The sequence below is a fragment of the Streptomyces sp. YIM 130001 genome, assembly GCF_003574445.1.
Classification (GTDB): Bacteria; Actinomycetota; Actinomycetes; order Streptomycetales; family Streptomycetaceae; genus Streptomyces.
Window position 1 is genome coordinate 379,637 of sequence record NZ_KZ984550.1, and the last position, 14,032, is coordinate 393,668.

Annotated in this window: 10 protein-coding genes and 1 tRNA gene; 2 read left to right on the forward strand and 9 right to left on the reverse strand. The window is 72.4% G+C overall.

What is annotated here, in order from left to right; translation table 11 throughout:
- The first annotated feature begins 229 nt into the window (after positions 1 to 229).
- Positions 230 to 301, forward strand: a tRNA-Cys gene (locus DSC45_RS07315).
- 194 nt (positions 302 to 495) lie between these two features.
- Here DSC45_RS07315 and DSC45_RS07320 read toward each other — a convergent pair.
- The 4 genes from DSC45_RS07320 to DSC45_RS07340 all read right to left on the reverse strand — a co-directional run bounded on the left by DSC45_RS07320 (position 496) and on the right by DSC45_RS07340 (position 5,221).
- Complete coding sequence (locus tag DSC45_RS07320) at positions 496 to 969, reverse strand: VOC family protein (protein WP_119288238.1); 474 nt, start codon at positions 967 to 969, stop codon at positions 496 to 498.
- Positions 970 to 1,198: 229 nt separating this feature from the next.
- The gene (locus tag DSC45_RS07330; protein ID WP_119288240.1) at positions 1,199 to 1,729 is read right to left on the reverse strand and encodes a GNAT family N-acetyltransferase; all 531 of its coding nucleotides are present in this window, start codon (positions 1,727 to 1,729) and stop codon (positions 1,199 to 1,201) included.
- A complete protein-coding gene (locus tag DSC45_RS07335; protein WP_119288242.1) occupies positions 1,722 to 2,252 on the reverse strand; it encodes a GNAT family N-acetyltransferase in 531 nt (176 codons plus the stop codon). The genes DSC45_RS07330 and DSC45_RS07335 overlap by 8 nt, the downstream gene beginning before the upstream one ends.
- A 704-nt stretch (positions 2,253 to 2,956) precedes the next feature.
- Positions 2,957 to 5,221 carry a hypothetical protein gene (locus DSC45_RS07340; RefSeq protein ID WP_119288244.1) on the reverse strand — a complete coding sequence of 755 codons (2,265 nt, stop codon included), beginning with the start codon at positions 5,219 to 5,221 and terminating at the stop codon, positions 2,957 to 2,959.
- Between the two features lie 69 nt (positions 5,222 to 5,290).
- On the opposite strand from DSC45_RS07340, the gene DSC45_RS07345 reads away from it, so the two are divergent.
- On the forward strand, positions 5,291 to 5,791 hold the full coding sequence (locus DSC45_RS07345; protein ID WP_119288246.1) for an NUDIX domain-containing protein: 501 nt from the start codon (positions 5,291 to 5,293) through the stop codon (positions 5,789 to 5,791).
- A 118-nt stretch (positions 5,792 to 5,909) separates the two neighbouring features.
- On the opposite strand, the gene DSC45_RS07350 is transcribed toward DSC45_RS07345, so the two are convergent.
- The 5 genes from DSC45_RS07350 to DSC45_RS07370 form a co-directional block, all read right to left on the reverse strand.
- On the reverse strand, positions 5,910 to 6,218 hold the full coding sequence (locus DSC45_RS07350) for a hypothetical protein (RefSeq protein WP_240434506.1): 309 nt from the start codon (positions 6,216 to 6,218) through the stop codon (positions 5,910 to 5,912).
- A gap of 2,019 nt (positions 6,219 to 8,237) precedes the next feature.
- Positions 8,238 to 8,756, reverse strand: coding sequence for a hypothetical protein (locus DSC45_RS07355; RefSeq protein WP_162929164.1), 519 nt, complete (start codon positions 8,754 to 8,756; stop codon positions 8,238 to 8,240).
- Between the two features lie 274 nt (positions 8,757 to 9,030).
- Complete coding sequence (locus DSC45_RS07360) at positions 9,031 to 11,337, reverse strand: xanthine dehydrogenase family protein molybdopterin-binding subunit (RefSeq protein ID WP_119288249.1); 2,307 nt, start codon at positions 11,335 to 11,337, stop codon at positions 9,031 to 9,033.
- Positions 11,334 to 13,127 carry a 2Fe-2S iron-sulfur cluster-binding protein gene (locus tag DSC45_RS07365; RefSeq protein WP_240434507.1) on the reverse strand — a complete coding sequence of 598 codons (1,794 nt, stop codon included), beginning with the start codon at positions 13,125 to 13,127 and terminating at the stop codon, positions 11,334 to 11,336. The genes DSC45_RS07360 and DSC45_RS07365 overlap by 4 nt, the downstream gene beginning before the upstream one ends.
- A complete protein-coding gene (locus DSC45_RS07370; RefSeq protein ID WP_119288251.1) occupies positions 13,124 to 14,023 on the reverse strand; it encodes an FAD binding domain-containing protein in 900 nt (299 codons plus the stop codon). The genes DSC45_RS07365 and DSC45_RS07370 overlap by 4 nt, the downstream gene beginning before the upstream one ends.
- Between the last annotated feature and the right edge of the window lie 9 nt (positions 14,024 to 14,032).

Here is a 14,032-nt window from a genome sequence, read left to right on the forward strand (position 1 = left end):
ACGGCTACGTATGACAACCGGGCCACCCTACCGGTGGCGCCCCCGCACCCCACGAGGCCGACGCGGAGTGGGAGGCGAGTGGGAGACGGGTCACATCGCACACGCCGCGCGGTCGCTGGTGAACGCGGCGAAGCGGCGCGTGTGAACGGGGCATGGCAGTCGCGTTGCGGCAGGTCCGGGGCCCTTGAGGCAGAGGATGCGGAGGCCTAGCGTCGTACGTACGGAGCACGGCCGTGTGCCCGAGTGGTTGAGGGACTCGCCTGCAAAGCGAGTTACGCGGGTTCGATTCCCGCCACGGCCTCCGAGGCTCACAGGCCTGCAAGGCCTGCAAGCCTCTGAGTAGGCAGACGAATGGACGGCGCCCTTCCCGGGGGCGCCGTCCATTCGTTCGTCCGTCTCAGATTCCGTCTCAGTTCCCGTCCCAGTCCCCGCCTCAGTCCCCGCCTCAAGGCGTCTCAAGACATCTCGAGACGCCTCGAGACGCCTCGAGACGCCTCAGCCGTCGTACGCCTTCCTCAGGGCCTCGACATCGATCTTGCCCATGGCGAGCATCGCCTTCATCACGCGGCCGGCCTTCTCCTCGTCCGGGTCGGCCAGCAGCTCCGGCAGGACCCTGGGCACGATCTGCCAGGACAGGCCGTACTTGTCCTTGAGCCAGCCGCACGGGCCCGGCTCGCCGCCGCCCTCGATGAGCTTCTCCCAGAGGTCGTCGACCTCCTTCTGGTCCGCGCAGTCCACGGAGAACGAGATCGCCTCGTTGAACTTGAACTCCGGTCCGCCGTTGAGCCCCTGGTACTGCTGACCGTCCAGCTCGAACTCGACGGTCATCACGGATCCGGGCTCTCGCATGCCCTCCTCGCGGTAACGCTCGATCCCGGTGATCCGAGAGTTGTCGAAGAGGGAGACGTAGAAGTTCGCCGCCTCCTCCGCCTCGTTGTCGAACCACAGACATGGCCTGATCTTCTGCATCGCCCAGCCTCCTGCCGCCTCGCGCGCGGGCCGTCCGCCCGCGCTCACGGTCTCTGGTCTGTAGACCCTGCGCGGCGGCGGAACTCATCGGGCCGAGTGCGGTGGGGTGGGGGGTGGTGGCGGTGGCGCTGGCGGTGGCGGTGGCGGTGGCGGTGGCGGTCGGCTGGGTGCGGCCAGTTGGGCAGGTTCAGTTCGCCGGGTTCAACTCGGTGGGCTCAGGTCGGTGGACTCAGCTCGGTGGGCTCAGTTGCCAGCGGCGTTCGCCGTCGTGCAGGTGGCCGGTCGGTGCGAGGCCGGCCGCTGCGGCGACGGCGGCCGAGGCGTGATGGTCGGGGTGCACGTGTGCGACGACGACGGTGACGCCGTACTGCTCCCGCAACAGCTCGACGAGTGCGCGCGCCGCCTCCTTGGCGATGCCACGGCCCTGCCAGCCGGTGCCCACGACCCATGCGATCTCGGCGGTGCGGGTGTCCGGCGTGACGGTGGCCTGAACGGTGCCGGCGAGGCGGCCGGTGGCGCACCATTCGAGGACCCAGTTGCACCAGACGACCGCCGGGTCCGGGGACCCGGCAGTCAGTCGCTCGTACCGGCTGCGCAGCGCGTCGGTGTCCAGCGGAGCCCCGCCGGTGAACGCGTGCAGGGCGGGGTCGGACAGCACCTCGGCCATCTCCGCCGCGTGCTCGACCCGCAACGGGACCAGGACGAGCCGCTCCGTCCGGCATGCGGGGACGCGGGTGGGGGCGTGGCGAGGGTCAGGCATGGGTCACCGTGTGCTGCCAGACGTGCAGGACCAGGGGGCGGCCCTTCTCCGTGACCTTCTGGGGCGGCACGTCCAGCTCCTCGTAGCCCGCCGCACGGGCGACGGCCACGCTGGCCCGGTTGTCGGGTTCGATCTCGAGCAGGACCTTCGCCAGTCCGAGCGTGTCGTGGGCGTACGCGGTGAGCAGCCGAGTAGCCCGGCCGGCGAGCCCCTGCCCGCGGTACGGCGAGCCGACTGCGTAACCGATCGCCCCTCGCGCGAAGTTCACCAGCACCTCGCCCATGGGAGCATCCCCGTCGGTCGTGATCGCCAGGTGCAGACGGGCCCCTTCGGCCCGCTTCCGGCGGATCATGTCCAGGTACGCGCGGGCCGCGGACTCGTCGAACGGGACGGCGAGCGGGGTGCGGTAGCCGATGTCGGGGTCGTCGAAGAGCTCGGACATGACGGGCAGGTCCGCGTCGTCCCACTCCCGCAGGATCAGGCCTTCTCCGGATATCCGGACACGTTCACGATGCTCGGTCATCCCTTCACGGTACGACTCACGGCACAGCCGCCGGCACCTCCAGAGGCACGACAGGCTTGTTCGTACAGCCCAACCCGTCCACGACTACTCGGGTGGCGTGCAGGAGATGCCGAAAGTGCGACCTGGGGCTGTCGGCGGTGGGGAGGGTGTCGGTCATGGTGCCTTGAAGTGGAACCTGCAGCTCTTGCTCTGGAGCAGCCCCTTCAACCTTGCACTTGACGTAAGTGCGGTACGCGACATTGCCCCGTTCACCGAGACGCCCCCATACCAACCTGACACTTGAATTTGATTCAGCCACGCTTTGACGATCCAGATATCTCGAAGGTTCTCCAAAGGGGAATCGGAAGGAGTAAGTAGACGGGCCGAATCGAACTTGGAGGGAGTCGCCTGGTTCGGCCGACCGCCCCGTCACCTGGCAAATATCCGTCCGCCCAAAATTCACCACAGCACCTCTCTCCGGATCCCAAGATTCAACCTGCTTGCGGAATAGCGCCTGCGCACGCTCCACCTCCTCGCCGTCCCTGAAAATCACACCGCCGTAGGCGTCAACACGTCCCCGCAGCCAATCTGCACCGCGCTCCCCCATTGCATCGCCGCACGCTCCTGAACTGTCTACCTTGTGCTTCGTGTCAGATCCAGAGCATCCGATCACTCCCGCGACCAATGCCGCTGCCACGAACACCAACAACGTTCCCCTCATGGCCCTACTTTCGCGAATTCTGCGTATCCGCATACCTGGCACCCTGGCCATAGTTCTCGGCCGCCCTCTCGACCAGCCGCCGCACTCCATCACCCTTCACATTGTTCGCTTCCGCGTAATTAAGAATCGATGCCATCGCATTATTCTCACCCTCGCGCTGCGCCCGCTGAATTCCCTCCGTCGCCTCCTGACTGTTGTCGTATTCGCGGGCGTTGAGCCAGTCGATCGTGTTCGTGGCCCAGGCCGTTTCCGCCGCGCCCTGGGAGGCGTCGAAGGCCAGGGGTGCGACGACCGCGGCCGCTCCCGCCGCGGGGACGACGAGCGCCGCGCCCGCGCCCGCGACGACCGCCACCGACGCCCCGACCGCGTACGAGCGCCACTCGCCCTGCTTCTCCAACTCCCGGTTCCGCTCGTCCGCTTCATCGGCGTACTGCTTGCCGATCGCTTCCGTTCGGGCCTCGTCGAGCAGTCCGTGTACGACCGTGCCGGCCATCCCGGCGTCGATCGCGTCGTCGTGACGGTTGCCCTGCGCGGCCATCAGGCTGGACGTGTACGCCTGTTGGGCCGCGGACACCGTGTCGTACGAGCTCTTCTCGGAGGCGAGTGCGGTGAGGAAGTTGACCGTGTCCGACTGGCCGAAGTCGGCCAGACGGCGTCCCTCGGCGTCGAACAGGCCGTCCCGGTCCGTGAGTTCGCCACTCCCGCCGAAGTTGGCCATCGTGTACGAGATGCTGTCGACATGCCCGGCGGCGATGCGCGCCAGGCTGTCCCGCACGCCGGGCTGCGCGTCGATCGTCTCGGCCGACCCGTAGTGGTCGACGATCCGGGACGTCAGGGCCGTCCTCGCCTCCCGCGCCTCGATGTCCGCGGCGGAGTCCAGGGGCGGCGGGGTGGGGTTGCGGGCGTCGTACGCGTAGCCGAGCGTCGCCGACTCGAGGGCGTGGCCGAGGTTGTCGTGGCCGACCGGTTCCCCGTCCTCGCCGGGTGGCCAGGCACGGACGTCGTCCCCGTTGCCGACCAGGTAGTCGAAGTTGTCCGTACGGGCGAGGCCGTCGCGTCCCCCTCCCGTCGATTCGTTGAAGAAGCGCAGCGAGGCCTCCGGGTTGTGTCCGAGCGCTTCGAGGTAGCCGGCCATGGGGTCGTTCGGGGCGCCGGTCGGTGGGTGGTCGAGGGTGGCGCGGCTGCGCCAGACGACTTCGGGGTCGGCCGGGTAGCGGCGTTCGAACTCGACCAACTCTTCGCCGTAATCGTGCAGATAGCCGGATTCGTACTTGCCCTTGTTCATGAGGCTGCTCATGATCTGGAACCCGTACGGGCCGGTCCCGGTCCTGCCTTCGCCCGGGAAGTAGGTGCCGCCCGCCGAGATGACGTCACGCTTCCAGGCGTCCATCGCCGGGCTCTCGCTGTGGGTGGCGCTCGCCAGGGTCATGCTCAGGTGATCCTGGGTGTCGCCGAGCAGCGCGGAACGCGCCGAGTCGACGCCGCCCTCCGGGGACGCGAGGTCCCGCCAGAACTCGAGGGTCCCGCGTCCGCCGAGCGCCACCGCGAAGGCCTCGGTGAACGCACTGTTCCCCCGTTGCAGCGCCAACGTCTCGTTGAACCGCCCGAGTTCGTCGTCACTCCAGTCGGCCACGTCACCGCGGGCGATCTTCTCTGCCCAGTACGCGGCGTCCGCCGCGCCTTGGCGGGCCGCGGCGTCCTTGAGGCCGGCGACGGGCCGCCCGGCGAAGTCGTGTCGGTCGCGGGCCAGTGCGCGCAGTGCCCTGGCGGCGACCCGGTCGGTCTCGTCGGCCTCGCGCAGGATGCGGGCCACGTGCTGTTCGACCGCGGCCAGTTCGTTCTTCGTCGGACCTTCCGGGCGGTCCTCCTGGGCCACGACGCCGGGCGGCGCCGACGGTGGTTGGGCGCCTCCTTTGTCGTTGACATGGATGTTGCGGCGGGTGGCGTCAGCGACGGCCGAGGCGAGGGCGTCCTGGTGCCGGGTCAGGCCGGAGTGGGCGTCGCGCAGCACGGCGTGGACACTGCGGGCGGCGGTGGCCGCGTCGTTGAACTCCGCGGCGGTACGGGTCACGAAGCCGCGGCCCACGTCCGCGTTGACCCCGCTCCAGTCCGCCCCACGAGCCCGGGCGTCGAGTTGTTCTGCGCCTGCGTCGCCGTCGGTCCCCGTGGCGAGGGCGCGGAGTCTGCGCGCCATGGATCCCCAGTCGTCGACGGCCGACTTCAGCCCGCCGAGTTGCAGGTCCAGCAACTGCCGTACGGTCAGCGCCACTCACCCACCGCCTCCCCGCGACCTCGACGTCCGCACCGCGCGCGACGCGACGCCTGGCATCCTGCGACTATGAGCGAACTGGTGGAACGTGTCGACGCACACGACCGTGTACTGGGCGTCGTCGACCGCGCCGAGGCGGTCCGGCGCGGCTGGCTGCACCGCATCGCGACCATCGTGTGCCGGGACGTGGAGGGGCGCTTCCTCGTGCATCGCCGCCCGGACCACTCGCCTCGCTTCCCCGGGCAGTACAACTGGATGCTCGGCGGCGCCGTCGCCGTCGGCGAGTCGTACGAAGCCGCCGCGGCCCGGGAGCTCGAGGAGGAACTGGGGGTTCGCGCCGCACCGCGCCTGGTGCTCACGTTTCTGTGCGCCGGTGCGATCAGCCCTTATTGGCTCGGGCTGCACGAGGCGCGCATCACGACGCCGGTGCGCCCGGACTCCCGGGAGGTCACGCGGCACGACTGGCTCGACGCTTCCGCACTCGAAACCCTCACCCGCACGCGGGAGTTCGTCCCTGATGCGCGTGAGGCCTACGACCGGTACCGGGCGGAAGGCCGGGTGCTGGGGTGAGTGGTCATCGGGTGTGCCGTCCGTCCGGGGCGCGATCCCGTTGCCCGTCATCGCATGCCCCCGTACTTGCGCCCGTGCTCGCAGTGGTCCTCATCCTCGTCGTCGTACATGGCCGGCCTCAGCGGTAGTACTCGGTGATGCGGGAGGTGCTCACTTCTGTGGCCACCTTGCCGTCGTCCTTGGCGTGTTGGGCCTGGGTGAAGTCGAGATGGTTGGAGATGTGTCCGCAGGCGTCGACGAGGGTGCGGGACTGGGTGTTCCAGGCCTCGGACAGCTGAGTGAGGGCCGCACCCAGATCGAGGCCGCCGTTGAACAGGCCGGTGGCGGCGGCGAAGCTGCCCGCACGGGCGTGGTCAGCGTCCCGACGCAGGCGCTCGCGGAGGCCGTAGGCGAGCGACCCGAGGGCACCGAGCTCGTCGTCCAGCACCACGAGGTCCCGTCCAGCTCCACCGGACGAGGCCGCTGCTCCTGGGGAGACTCCGATGCCGGTCGCCGCCCCGAACCCGGAGCCCGAACCGGATCCGATCCCAGCTCCGAGGTCGGCGCCGCCGCCCGTGAGGCCCGGCCCCGACGCACCGAGACCCGATCCCGACCCACCGATCCCTTGCCCCGATCCAAACCCGGAGCCCAGCCCTGCTCCCGCTCCGGATCCCACTCCCGGCGCAGGATCGGCGGACGACTGACCGCCACCCGCAGCCGACTTCAACTGCTCCCACTCGGTCCAAGCCATGTGCTCACGCGCGGAACGCGCGCCTCCTTCCTGATCAGTTCACCCACATCCACCAGCCGCCCGGACACCCTGCCCAAGTCCAGTCCGACGCTCCGCCCATCCCGCGTCACCGCCCCTGGTCACTCATCTCTCGGCGCCACCGAGCCGACCTCCCCCAGGGCCCGCGGCACACCACCACCTCCGGCCGGCGGAACCCGGGTGCCTCCCCGCGCCCCGACAACACCGTCCCCACCGCCACCCGCAGCCGCCGACCGGCGACCAGCCGCTCCCGCACCACCGATCACCGCACCACCGACCACTGCCCCCGAAGCCCGTCGCCTCTCCGACCGCACGGGTGAACCCCCCTCCACCGAACGGGAGATGGCCACCGAGCCCGAACCGATTCCTCCGCGCGCCCCTCCCGCCGCACCCGGCATCACCGTCTGCGCCATCGGCACCGGATGACCACCGACGACCCCACCGACGCCGCCGCCGCCCTGCACCGGCGTACGCCCGCCCCCGGGGCCCTGCCCGGCGGGTCCCGCATGCCCCCCGTTCACCTGCGAGGCCCCCGGCACAGCACCGCTCGCGTAGGACGACGCGTACGGATAGGGATGCGGTGTCGAGTGGGCCCCGGCGGCCGCCGCACCTCCACGCCCGCCACCACCCACAACCGGCGGCACCGCAACCGTGCCCCCGGGGTACACCCCACCGCCCCCATCACCGGCCGCCGCGCCGCCTCCTCCCCCACCGGGCCCCGCTCCCGGCACCGGCGAGGCGTTCGAGGACGCGGTCGCCCCGGGGCCCGTTGCCGTCGCGCCGGACACACCGTCGATCACCATCCCGACGCCGCTGTCCGGACGGACCCCAGGCACCACCGATCGCCCGCTCTCGACGGCACCGGCACCACTCACCGCACCGCTCTCCGCCACCACAGAACCCGTAGAACCCGTCGGCCATCCCCCACCCGCCGACGCGGCGAACCCACCACTCGCCCCTTCCGCCGCACCTCCAGCGACACCCCACTCCCCCATGTTCCGCCCGACCGAAGGCCCACCCACAGCCGCCGCCCCGCCACCCACACCCGAACCGCCACCGCTCCCCGCACCCGCACCCGCACCCGCACCCGCACCCGCCGGCATCAACTCCCCAGGAACCGCAGGGAACTCCGGCCGCTCCAGGCCATGCAGACGCGACGCGGACATCGCATACGCCTGGCTCAACTTGCGCAGCTCCGCCACCGCCTCCAGACGCACCCGCTCCCGGGCAGCCTTCAACACCGCTTCCCGCACCGCGAGTTCACTCGCGGTGGCATCGCCATCCAGGGGCAGTGCGCCGCCGGAGCGGCCAGCACCGGACCGAACCCCTCCAACGGCCAACCCCGACGGCGGGGCCACCCCCACACCGTCGCCCTCCCGCGGCACAGCAGCCTGCGCCCGAGCGATCGCCTCCGCCGCGCGCGTGAGCCACGTGGCCGCCTCCTCGCCCAGCTCACCGAACCTCCGGGCGGCACCGGCCACGTCCGCGCTCCACGCACGGAAGGCGTCGGCTCCCTCTCCCTGCCAGACCAACCCCTGCGGACGTGTCCGCAGCTCACCGGCGATCCGGTGGATCATCCGGGAGGCCGTCACGAGCCGGTCGGCCGCGGCCTGCACGGCCCCGCTGTCGGCCTGGTCGAGCCAGCGCAACAGCTCGGCATGCGACATCCCCTCGAACGAAGCGCCGCCCCCACTCCGCTCACCGCCCATGACGGCCCACCCCGCCATCAGCGCCCGCCCCGCCGGCAGCGGCCAACTCCGCCCCGGCCGCGGCCACCTGACTGCGCACCTCGCCGTCCACGTTCTCGTAGCCGTGCCGTGCGGCGAGTGCCGTGGCGCCGACCGCTTCGACCGAGGCCTCCAACAAGCGGGCGTACGAGCCCAGTTCACGCGCCAGAGCCGCGCAGGCGCCGTGCATCCCCGCCGCCTCCACCCAGGCGTCCGCACCGCCGCCCAACTGGCCGCGCGCGACCCGCTCCCGACCCAACTCTGCGCTACACGCGGGCGACTCCCCGAGATCGCGCAGCAACTCACCCACGGCCGACTGCAGCCCACGCAGCGAAGTGAACTCCGACACCAGCGCCCCGGTCACAGCCGCCGCCCCGGGAGCCACACCCGAAACCGCTCCCGCACCGACCCACCGGCCAAGCGCCGCCACCCTTTCGGCACCGTCGGCCTGCGCACCCCGTACGCCCTGCACGCCCTGCACGCCCTGCACGCCCTGCTCCCTCACCGCGCCCCCAACTCCCGCATCACGCACTGTCGGCTATCGACCACACAAGGTAGCCGCACCCGCCGACAAACCACCCCGAGTTATCCACAGGCGCACGGTTGTCCACAGCCCCAGCGCATCCCGGACCGCATGAAAAAGCGCGCCACCGCCCCCGCGGCAACGCGCTCACCACTCCGGCTTCCGACACCGCGATTCAACCCAAAGGGCGACCCCGGATCAGAAACAGCTGACGACGACCCCCAGCGGGAAACCCCTGGCCCTACTCCCCCACCGACACCACAGCGGCCTGCGGACGGATCGGCAGCCGGTTGACCGGCCGCCCCGTCGCCGCCCGCACCGCGGCCGCGACCGCCGCCGGGGACGTCACGACGGGCGCCGCGGACGCCGCCTTCGCGCCGAACGGCGCCACGACGTCCCGTTCCTCGACCAGCTTCACGATGCGGATCTCTGGTGCGTCCAAGGCCGTGGGCAGTGCGTACCCCGTGAGGTCGGGGTGCCGGACGAGCCCGCGCGGCGCGCGCAGATTCTCCATCAGCGCGGCGCCGACGCCCTGTGTGACACCGGCCTCGATACGGGCCCTGAGCTGCGCCGGGTTGAGCACCCGGCCCACGTCCTGGGCGACGGCCAGTTCGACGACCCGGACCGCGCCGATCTCCACATCGACGTCGACCACGGCACGTACGGCGCAGAACGCCATGCCGACGAACGCGTCTCCCTGTCCCGTCTCGTCGAGCGGCTCCGTCGGGTGCGGGCGGCACTGTGCGGTCGCCCACAGCTCCTTGCCGTCCATGGCCTCCATGACCGTGGTGGACAGCACACCGTCGTACGAGGTGATCTTGCCGTCGGTGATCTGGAGCAGCTCCGTGGACATGCCGAACTTGGCGGCGAGCGGCTGCAGAAGCTGGGTCCTGACCATCTTCGCGGCCCGTTCCACCGCACCGCCGGAGACCCAGGTGTGGCGCCCGCGGCAGGCGGGGCCCGCCGGCGGCTGGTCGGTGTCGGCGGGGGCGACGTGCACCTCGTCGATGCCGAGCGTCTCCTGCACGACCTGGCGGGCGAGTGTGGCGAAGCCCTGGCCGGTGTCGACCGCGGCACAGATCACGGTGGCCACACCGTCCTTGACCTTCACGGTGGCCGTGGAGACTTCGTCGGCGCCCTCGGCGCCGAGCATGTGGACCATGCCGAGTCCGTAGCCGACACCGCGGCGGACCGCGCCCGGTTCGCCCGCGCCCTCCGGGCCCCCGGGCAGCAGCCAGTCCTCCTCGGGGGTGTCCTTGGGCAGCTGGGGCAGCGGGAAGTCCCGTACCTCGCGCAGCAGTTCGGCCACCGGTGCGGGGCAGGTCACCGTCTGGCCGGTGGGCAGGATGTCGCCGGTGGACAGGGCGTTGCGCAGGCGCAGCTCGGCCGGGTCCGCGCCGAGGCGGGCGGCGAGCTTGTCCATCTGGGCCTCGTAGGCGGCGCACACCTGCATCGCGCCCTCGCCCCTGACGTGTCCTGACGGCGGGTTGTTGGTGCGTACGGCCCAGCCCTCGATGAAGGCGTGCGGGACGACGTACGGGCCGCAGGCGAACGCCACCGCGGCGGCGAGCGATTCGGACGAGGCGTCCGCGTAGGCGCCGCCGTCGAGCAGGATCTGCGCCTCGACCTTCACCAGCCGCCCCTCGGCGTCGGCGTGGTGGCGGTAGCGCAGCAGGGTGGGGTGCCGGTGCGGGTGGCCGAGGAAGGCCTCCTCGCGCGTGGCGGTGATTTTCACCGGGCAGCCGGTCTTCAGGGCGAGCAGTCCGAGCGGCAGTTGCAGACCGGGGTCCTCGCGGTCCGCGGTGGCGCCCGGTACGCCGGTGACGACGACCTTCACGCGGGACGGTTCGAGCCCGTAGCAGGCGGCCGCGAGGTCGCGGTCCGCGTGCGGGTCGGTGGAGGCGACGTAGAGCTCCACGCCGCCGTCCGGCCGCGGCACCGCGAGGCCGGCCTCGGCGCCGATGGGGGCGGGGTCCTGGCGGCCGATGCGGTACAGGCCCTCGACGACGACCTCGCCGGTCGCCTCGGGGTCGCCGTAGCGCAGCGGGATGTGGCGGATCAGGTTCCCGTCGGGGTGCAGGGGCTCGGCGCCGAACGCCTCTTCGGGGTCGGTGACCGGTTCCAGGACCTCGTACTCGACGGCGATGGCGGCGGCGGCCATCCGCGCGGTGTCGGGATGGTCCGCGGCGACGGCGGCGATCGGCTCGCCGTGGTGGCGCACCAGGTCGGAGGCGAAGACCGGGCGGTCGGCGATGCGGCGGCCGTGGGCGGCGTCGCCGGGGACGTCCTCGTGGGTGACGACGGCGTGCACGCCGGGCATGGCCGCGGCGAACGAGGTGTCGATGGAGACCACGCGCGCGTGGGGGTGCGGTGAGCGCAGGATGGCTGCCCACAGCAGTCCCTCGGCCCACAGGTCTGCGGCGTACGGGAAGGTGCCCTCGGTCTTGGCGCGGGCGTCGTCCGGCTTGAGTGAGGTGCCGAGCCCGTGCGGCGGCGGGGCCGGGGCCGTCCCGGTGGGGTCGGCCGCGGTGGCGGTCTCGTTGCTCACGCCTGGCCTCCGTCGTGCGGGTACTGCTCGGGGTCGTGCGGGTACTGCTCGGGCCCCTGCCCGTACGGGCCGGGGTGCGCGCTGCCGGCGCCGGGCGGCGCCTGGTGCGGGATGCGGGCATCCCGTTCCGCGGCATCTGCCTGCTGCTGCTTCTCCTCGGCCTCGGCGGCCGACGCGGCGCGCCGTTCGGCGACGACCTCGCTGACGGCGTCGAGCACTCCGCGGTAGCCGGTGCAGCGGCAGAGGTTGCCGCTGAGGGCCTGCCGGGCCTCGCGCTCGCTCGGGTCGGGGTTGCCGGCCAGCAGGTCGTGCACGGTCATCGCCATGCCGGGGATGCAGAAGCCGCACTGGACGGCGCTGCCACAGGTCAGGGCGCGCTGGACGTCGGAGGGCCGCCCGTCGGCGGCGAGCCCCTCGACGGTACGGATCTCGCTGCCCGCGGTGGTGGCCGCGGGCACCAGGCAGGAGGCGACGAGCCGGCCGTCGACCTGGACCGCGCAGGCTCCGCACTCACCCTGCGAGCAGCCGTCCTTGGCGCCCGCGAGGCCGAGGCGTTCGCGCAGCACGTAGAGCAGTGATTCACCGATCCAGGCGTCGGTGACGGGCCGGTCCGCCTCGTTGACGCTGAGGACGTAGGAGGCGAGGGGGCGGTCGTCGTGGAAGGCGGGCTGCGGCGCTTCGGCCGGCGCCGGGTCCTGGGCCTCGTCGGCCGTGTCCTCGGCCGGTGCGTCCGTCTGCGGGGCCTGGGCGCCGGGACCTTGGGCGGCCTCGTCGTCCGCGGCTTGCTCGTCCCGTGCCGGAGCGGTTTCCTCTGCGCCGGTCTCTTCGGGGACGGCTGCTACGAACTCGTCGTCCCCCCTCCCCGCGCGCGTGGAGGCCGTTTCGTCGGCAGCGGCGGCGCCGTCGTCCCGAGGCTCACTGCGCGGTTCCTCCCGCGGCGCCCAGGGCGCCGGTGCGCCGCCCGGCAGGGTCGCCGGAGCCGCGGCCGCCCACTCCCTGACGAGCGCCGACCGCGTGAACTCGCCCGACTCGTCGGGCAGATCGCCCCGCGCCACGGGAATGGACCACTGTCCGGTGACATTCGCCGCGTCGTCCGCGGCCGTCACGCCGTCGCCGACGCTCCCGTCCTCGGGGCGTCCCTGCGCGTCCTGTGCGAACTGCGCATCCGCGAACGGCGCACCGCCCTGCGCACCTTCGGTGAACGACCACGATCCCGTCGCCGCCGACGGATCCGGAGCGGGCTGCTGCGGCGCGTTGGGCTCGGGCCAGTGCACGGCCTGCCCGCCGTCCCCGGCCCCGGTCCGCGGCCCGTCGAAGTTCGGCACGATGAACGCGCCGGTGGCCGCCGGGTCGGTCGCGGCACCGGGCGCCACGGAGATCGGCGGCGGCACGAACCCGCTGCCGGGCGCCGCGAGCGGGATGTCCGCGTAGCCCTCGGGGAGCTGGACGAACGCCGTGGCGTCCGCGTCGAACGCGCCCTGCGGGGTCGGCTGCCAGCCGCCCTCGGCGCTGTCCTGGTCCTGGCCTGCGGCCTCGTCGCCGTAGCCGCCCTCGCCGGGCTGCGATCCGTACCCCCGCGGCTGTCCGTACGTCACCGGCGGCCCGTACGCGGCGGGCTGTCCGTAGGGGTTCTGGTAGTGCGCCTGGGGCGAGCCCTCGGGGCCACCGCTGTGCGGTCCGTACCCGCCGTTCTCCGCGTCGTACGCTCGCTGACCGGCGTTCTCGGCGTCGTACGCGCCCTGGCCGCCGTTCTCGCGGTCTTCGTCACCGTTGTGCTGGGTGTTGCTCACGCCAGTGCCCTTCCGAGTGCTCGCCGGGCCAGCGCGGCGACCGTGCGACGCAGGTGCAGTACCCCCGGCGAAAGCTGCTCAGGCGTCCCGTCGGGCGCCGTGCGGTCGGGGATGCAGGCCGCTGCCACGTAGTCGCCGAAGGCTGTGAGGGCCTCCGGCGCGAGGGCGCGGCCCGCGCCCCAGTCGATGTGCGAGGCGACCCAGGCCTCGGCCTCCAGGGGGCGCAGCGGCATCGGCGCTATGGCGCCCACCGCGCAGCGCACTCCGCGCCGAGCCGGGTCGAGGACCACGGCCACGGACCCGGTCGAACGCCCGGGTCCGGTCCGTCCGGTCGCCTTGAGGAAGACCTGCGGCGCGTGCAGCAGCGGTACCCGCACGTAGCCGATGAGTTCACCCGCGCGCAGGTTGTCCATACCGGCGAGCAGGTGGGACACCGGGACCTCGCGCAGCGCACCGCCGGGTCCTGCGATGACGAGAGTCGCCTCGAGGGCGGCGAGTACGGGCAGTGAGTCACCGGTCGGTGCCCCGGAGGCGATGTTGCCGCCGAGCGTGCCCGCGTTGCGGATGGTGGGCGGGCCTGCCGCACGCGCCGCTGCGGCGAGGGCCGGGATCAGGGCGGCGAAGTCGGGGCGCCCTATGCGCGCGTGGGTGAGCCCGGCGCCGAGCAGCGCGTGGCCGTCCTGGTACTGCCAGCCCCGGATCTCGCTGATCCGGCCGAGGCCCACCAGGGCGGCGGGCCGCAGCTGTCCCGAGTTGACCGAGGTCATCAGGTCGGTGCCGCCTGCCACCGGCACGGCTGCCGGGGTGGCCGCGAGCGCCTCCACGGCCTCGTCGAGCGAGGCGGGAAGCAGCACGGACGGCGCGGCGTGCGTCGAATGCGGTGCGTGCGTGGTCAACCGGCTGCC

Coding starts and splice junctions, on each gene's coding strand:
- DSC45_RS07320 (WP_119288238.1), bottom strand. CDS start 969: ATGCAGAAGATCAGGCCATGTCTGTGGTTCGACAACGAGGCGGAGGAG.
- DSC45_RS07335 (WP_119288242.1), bottom strand. CDS start 2,252: ATGACCGAGCATCGTGAACGTGTCCGGATATCCGGAGAAGGCCTGATC.
- DSC45_RS07330 (WP_119288240.1), bottom strand. CDS start 1,729: ATGCCTGACCCTCGCCACGCCCCCACCCGCGTCCCCGCATGCCGGACG.
- DSC45_RS07345 (WP_119288246.1), top strand. CDS start 5,291: ATGAGCGAACTGGTGGAACGTGTCGACGCACACGACCGTGTACTGGGC.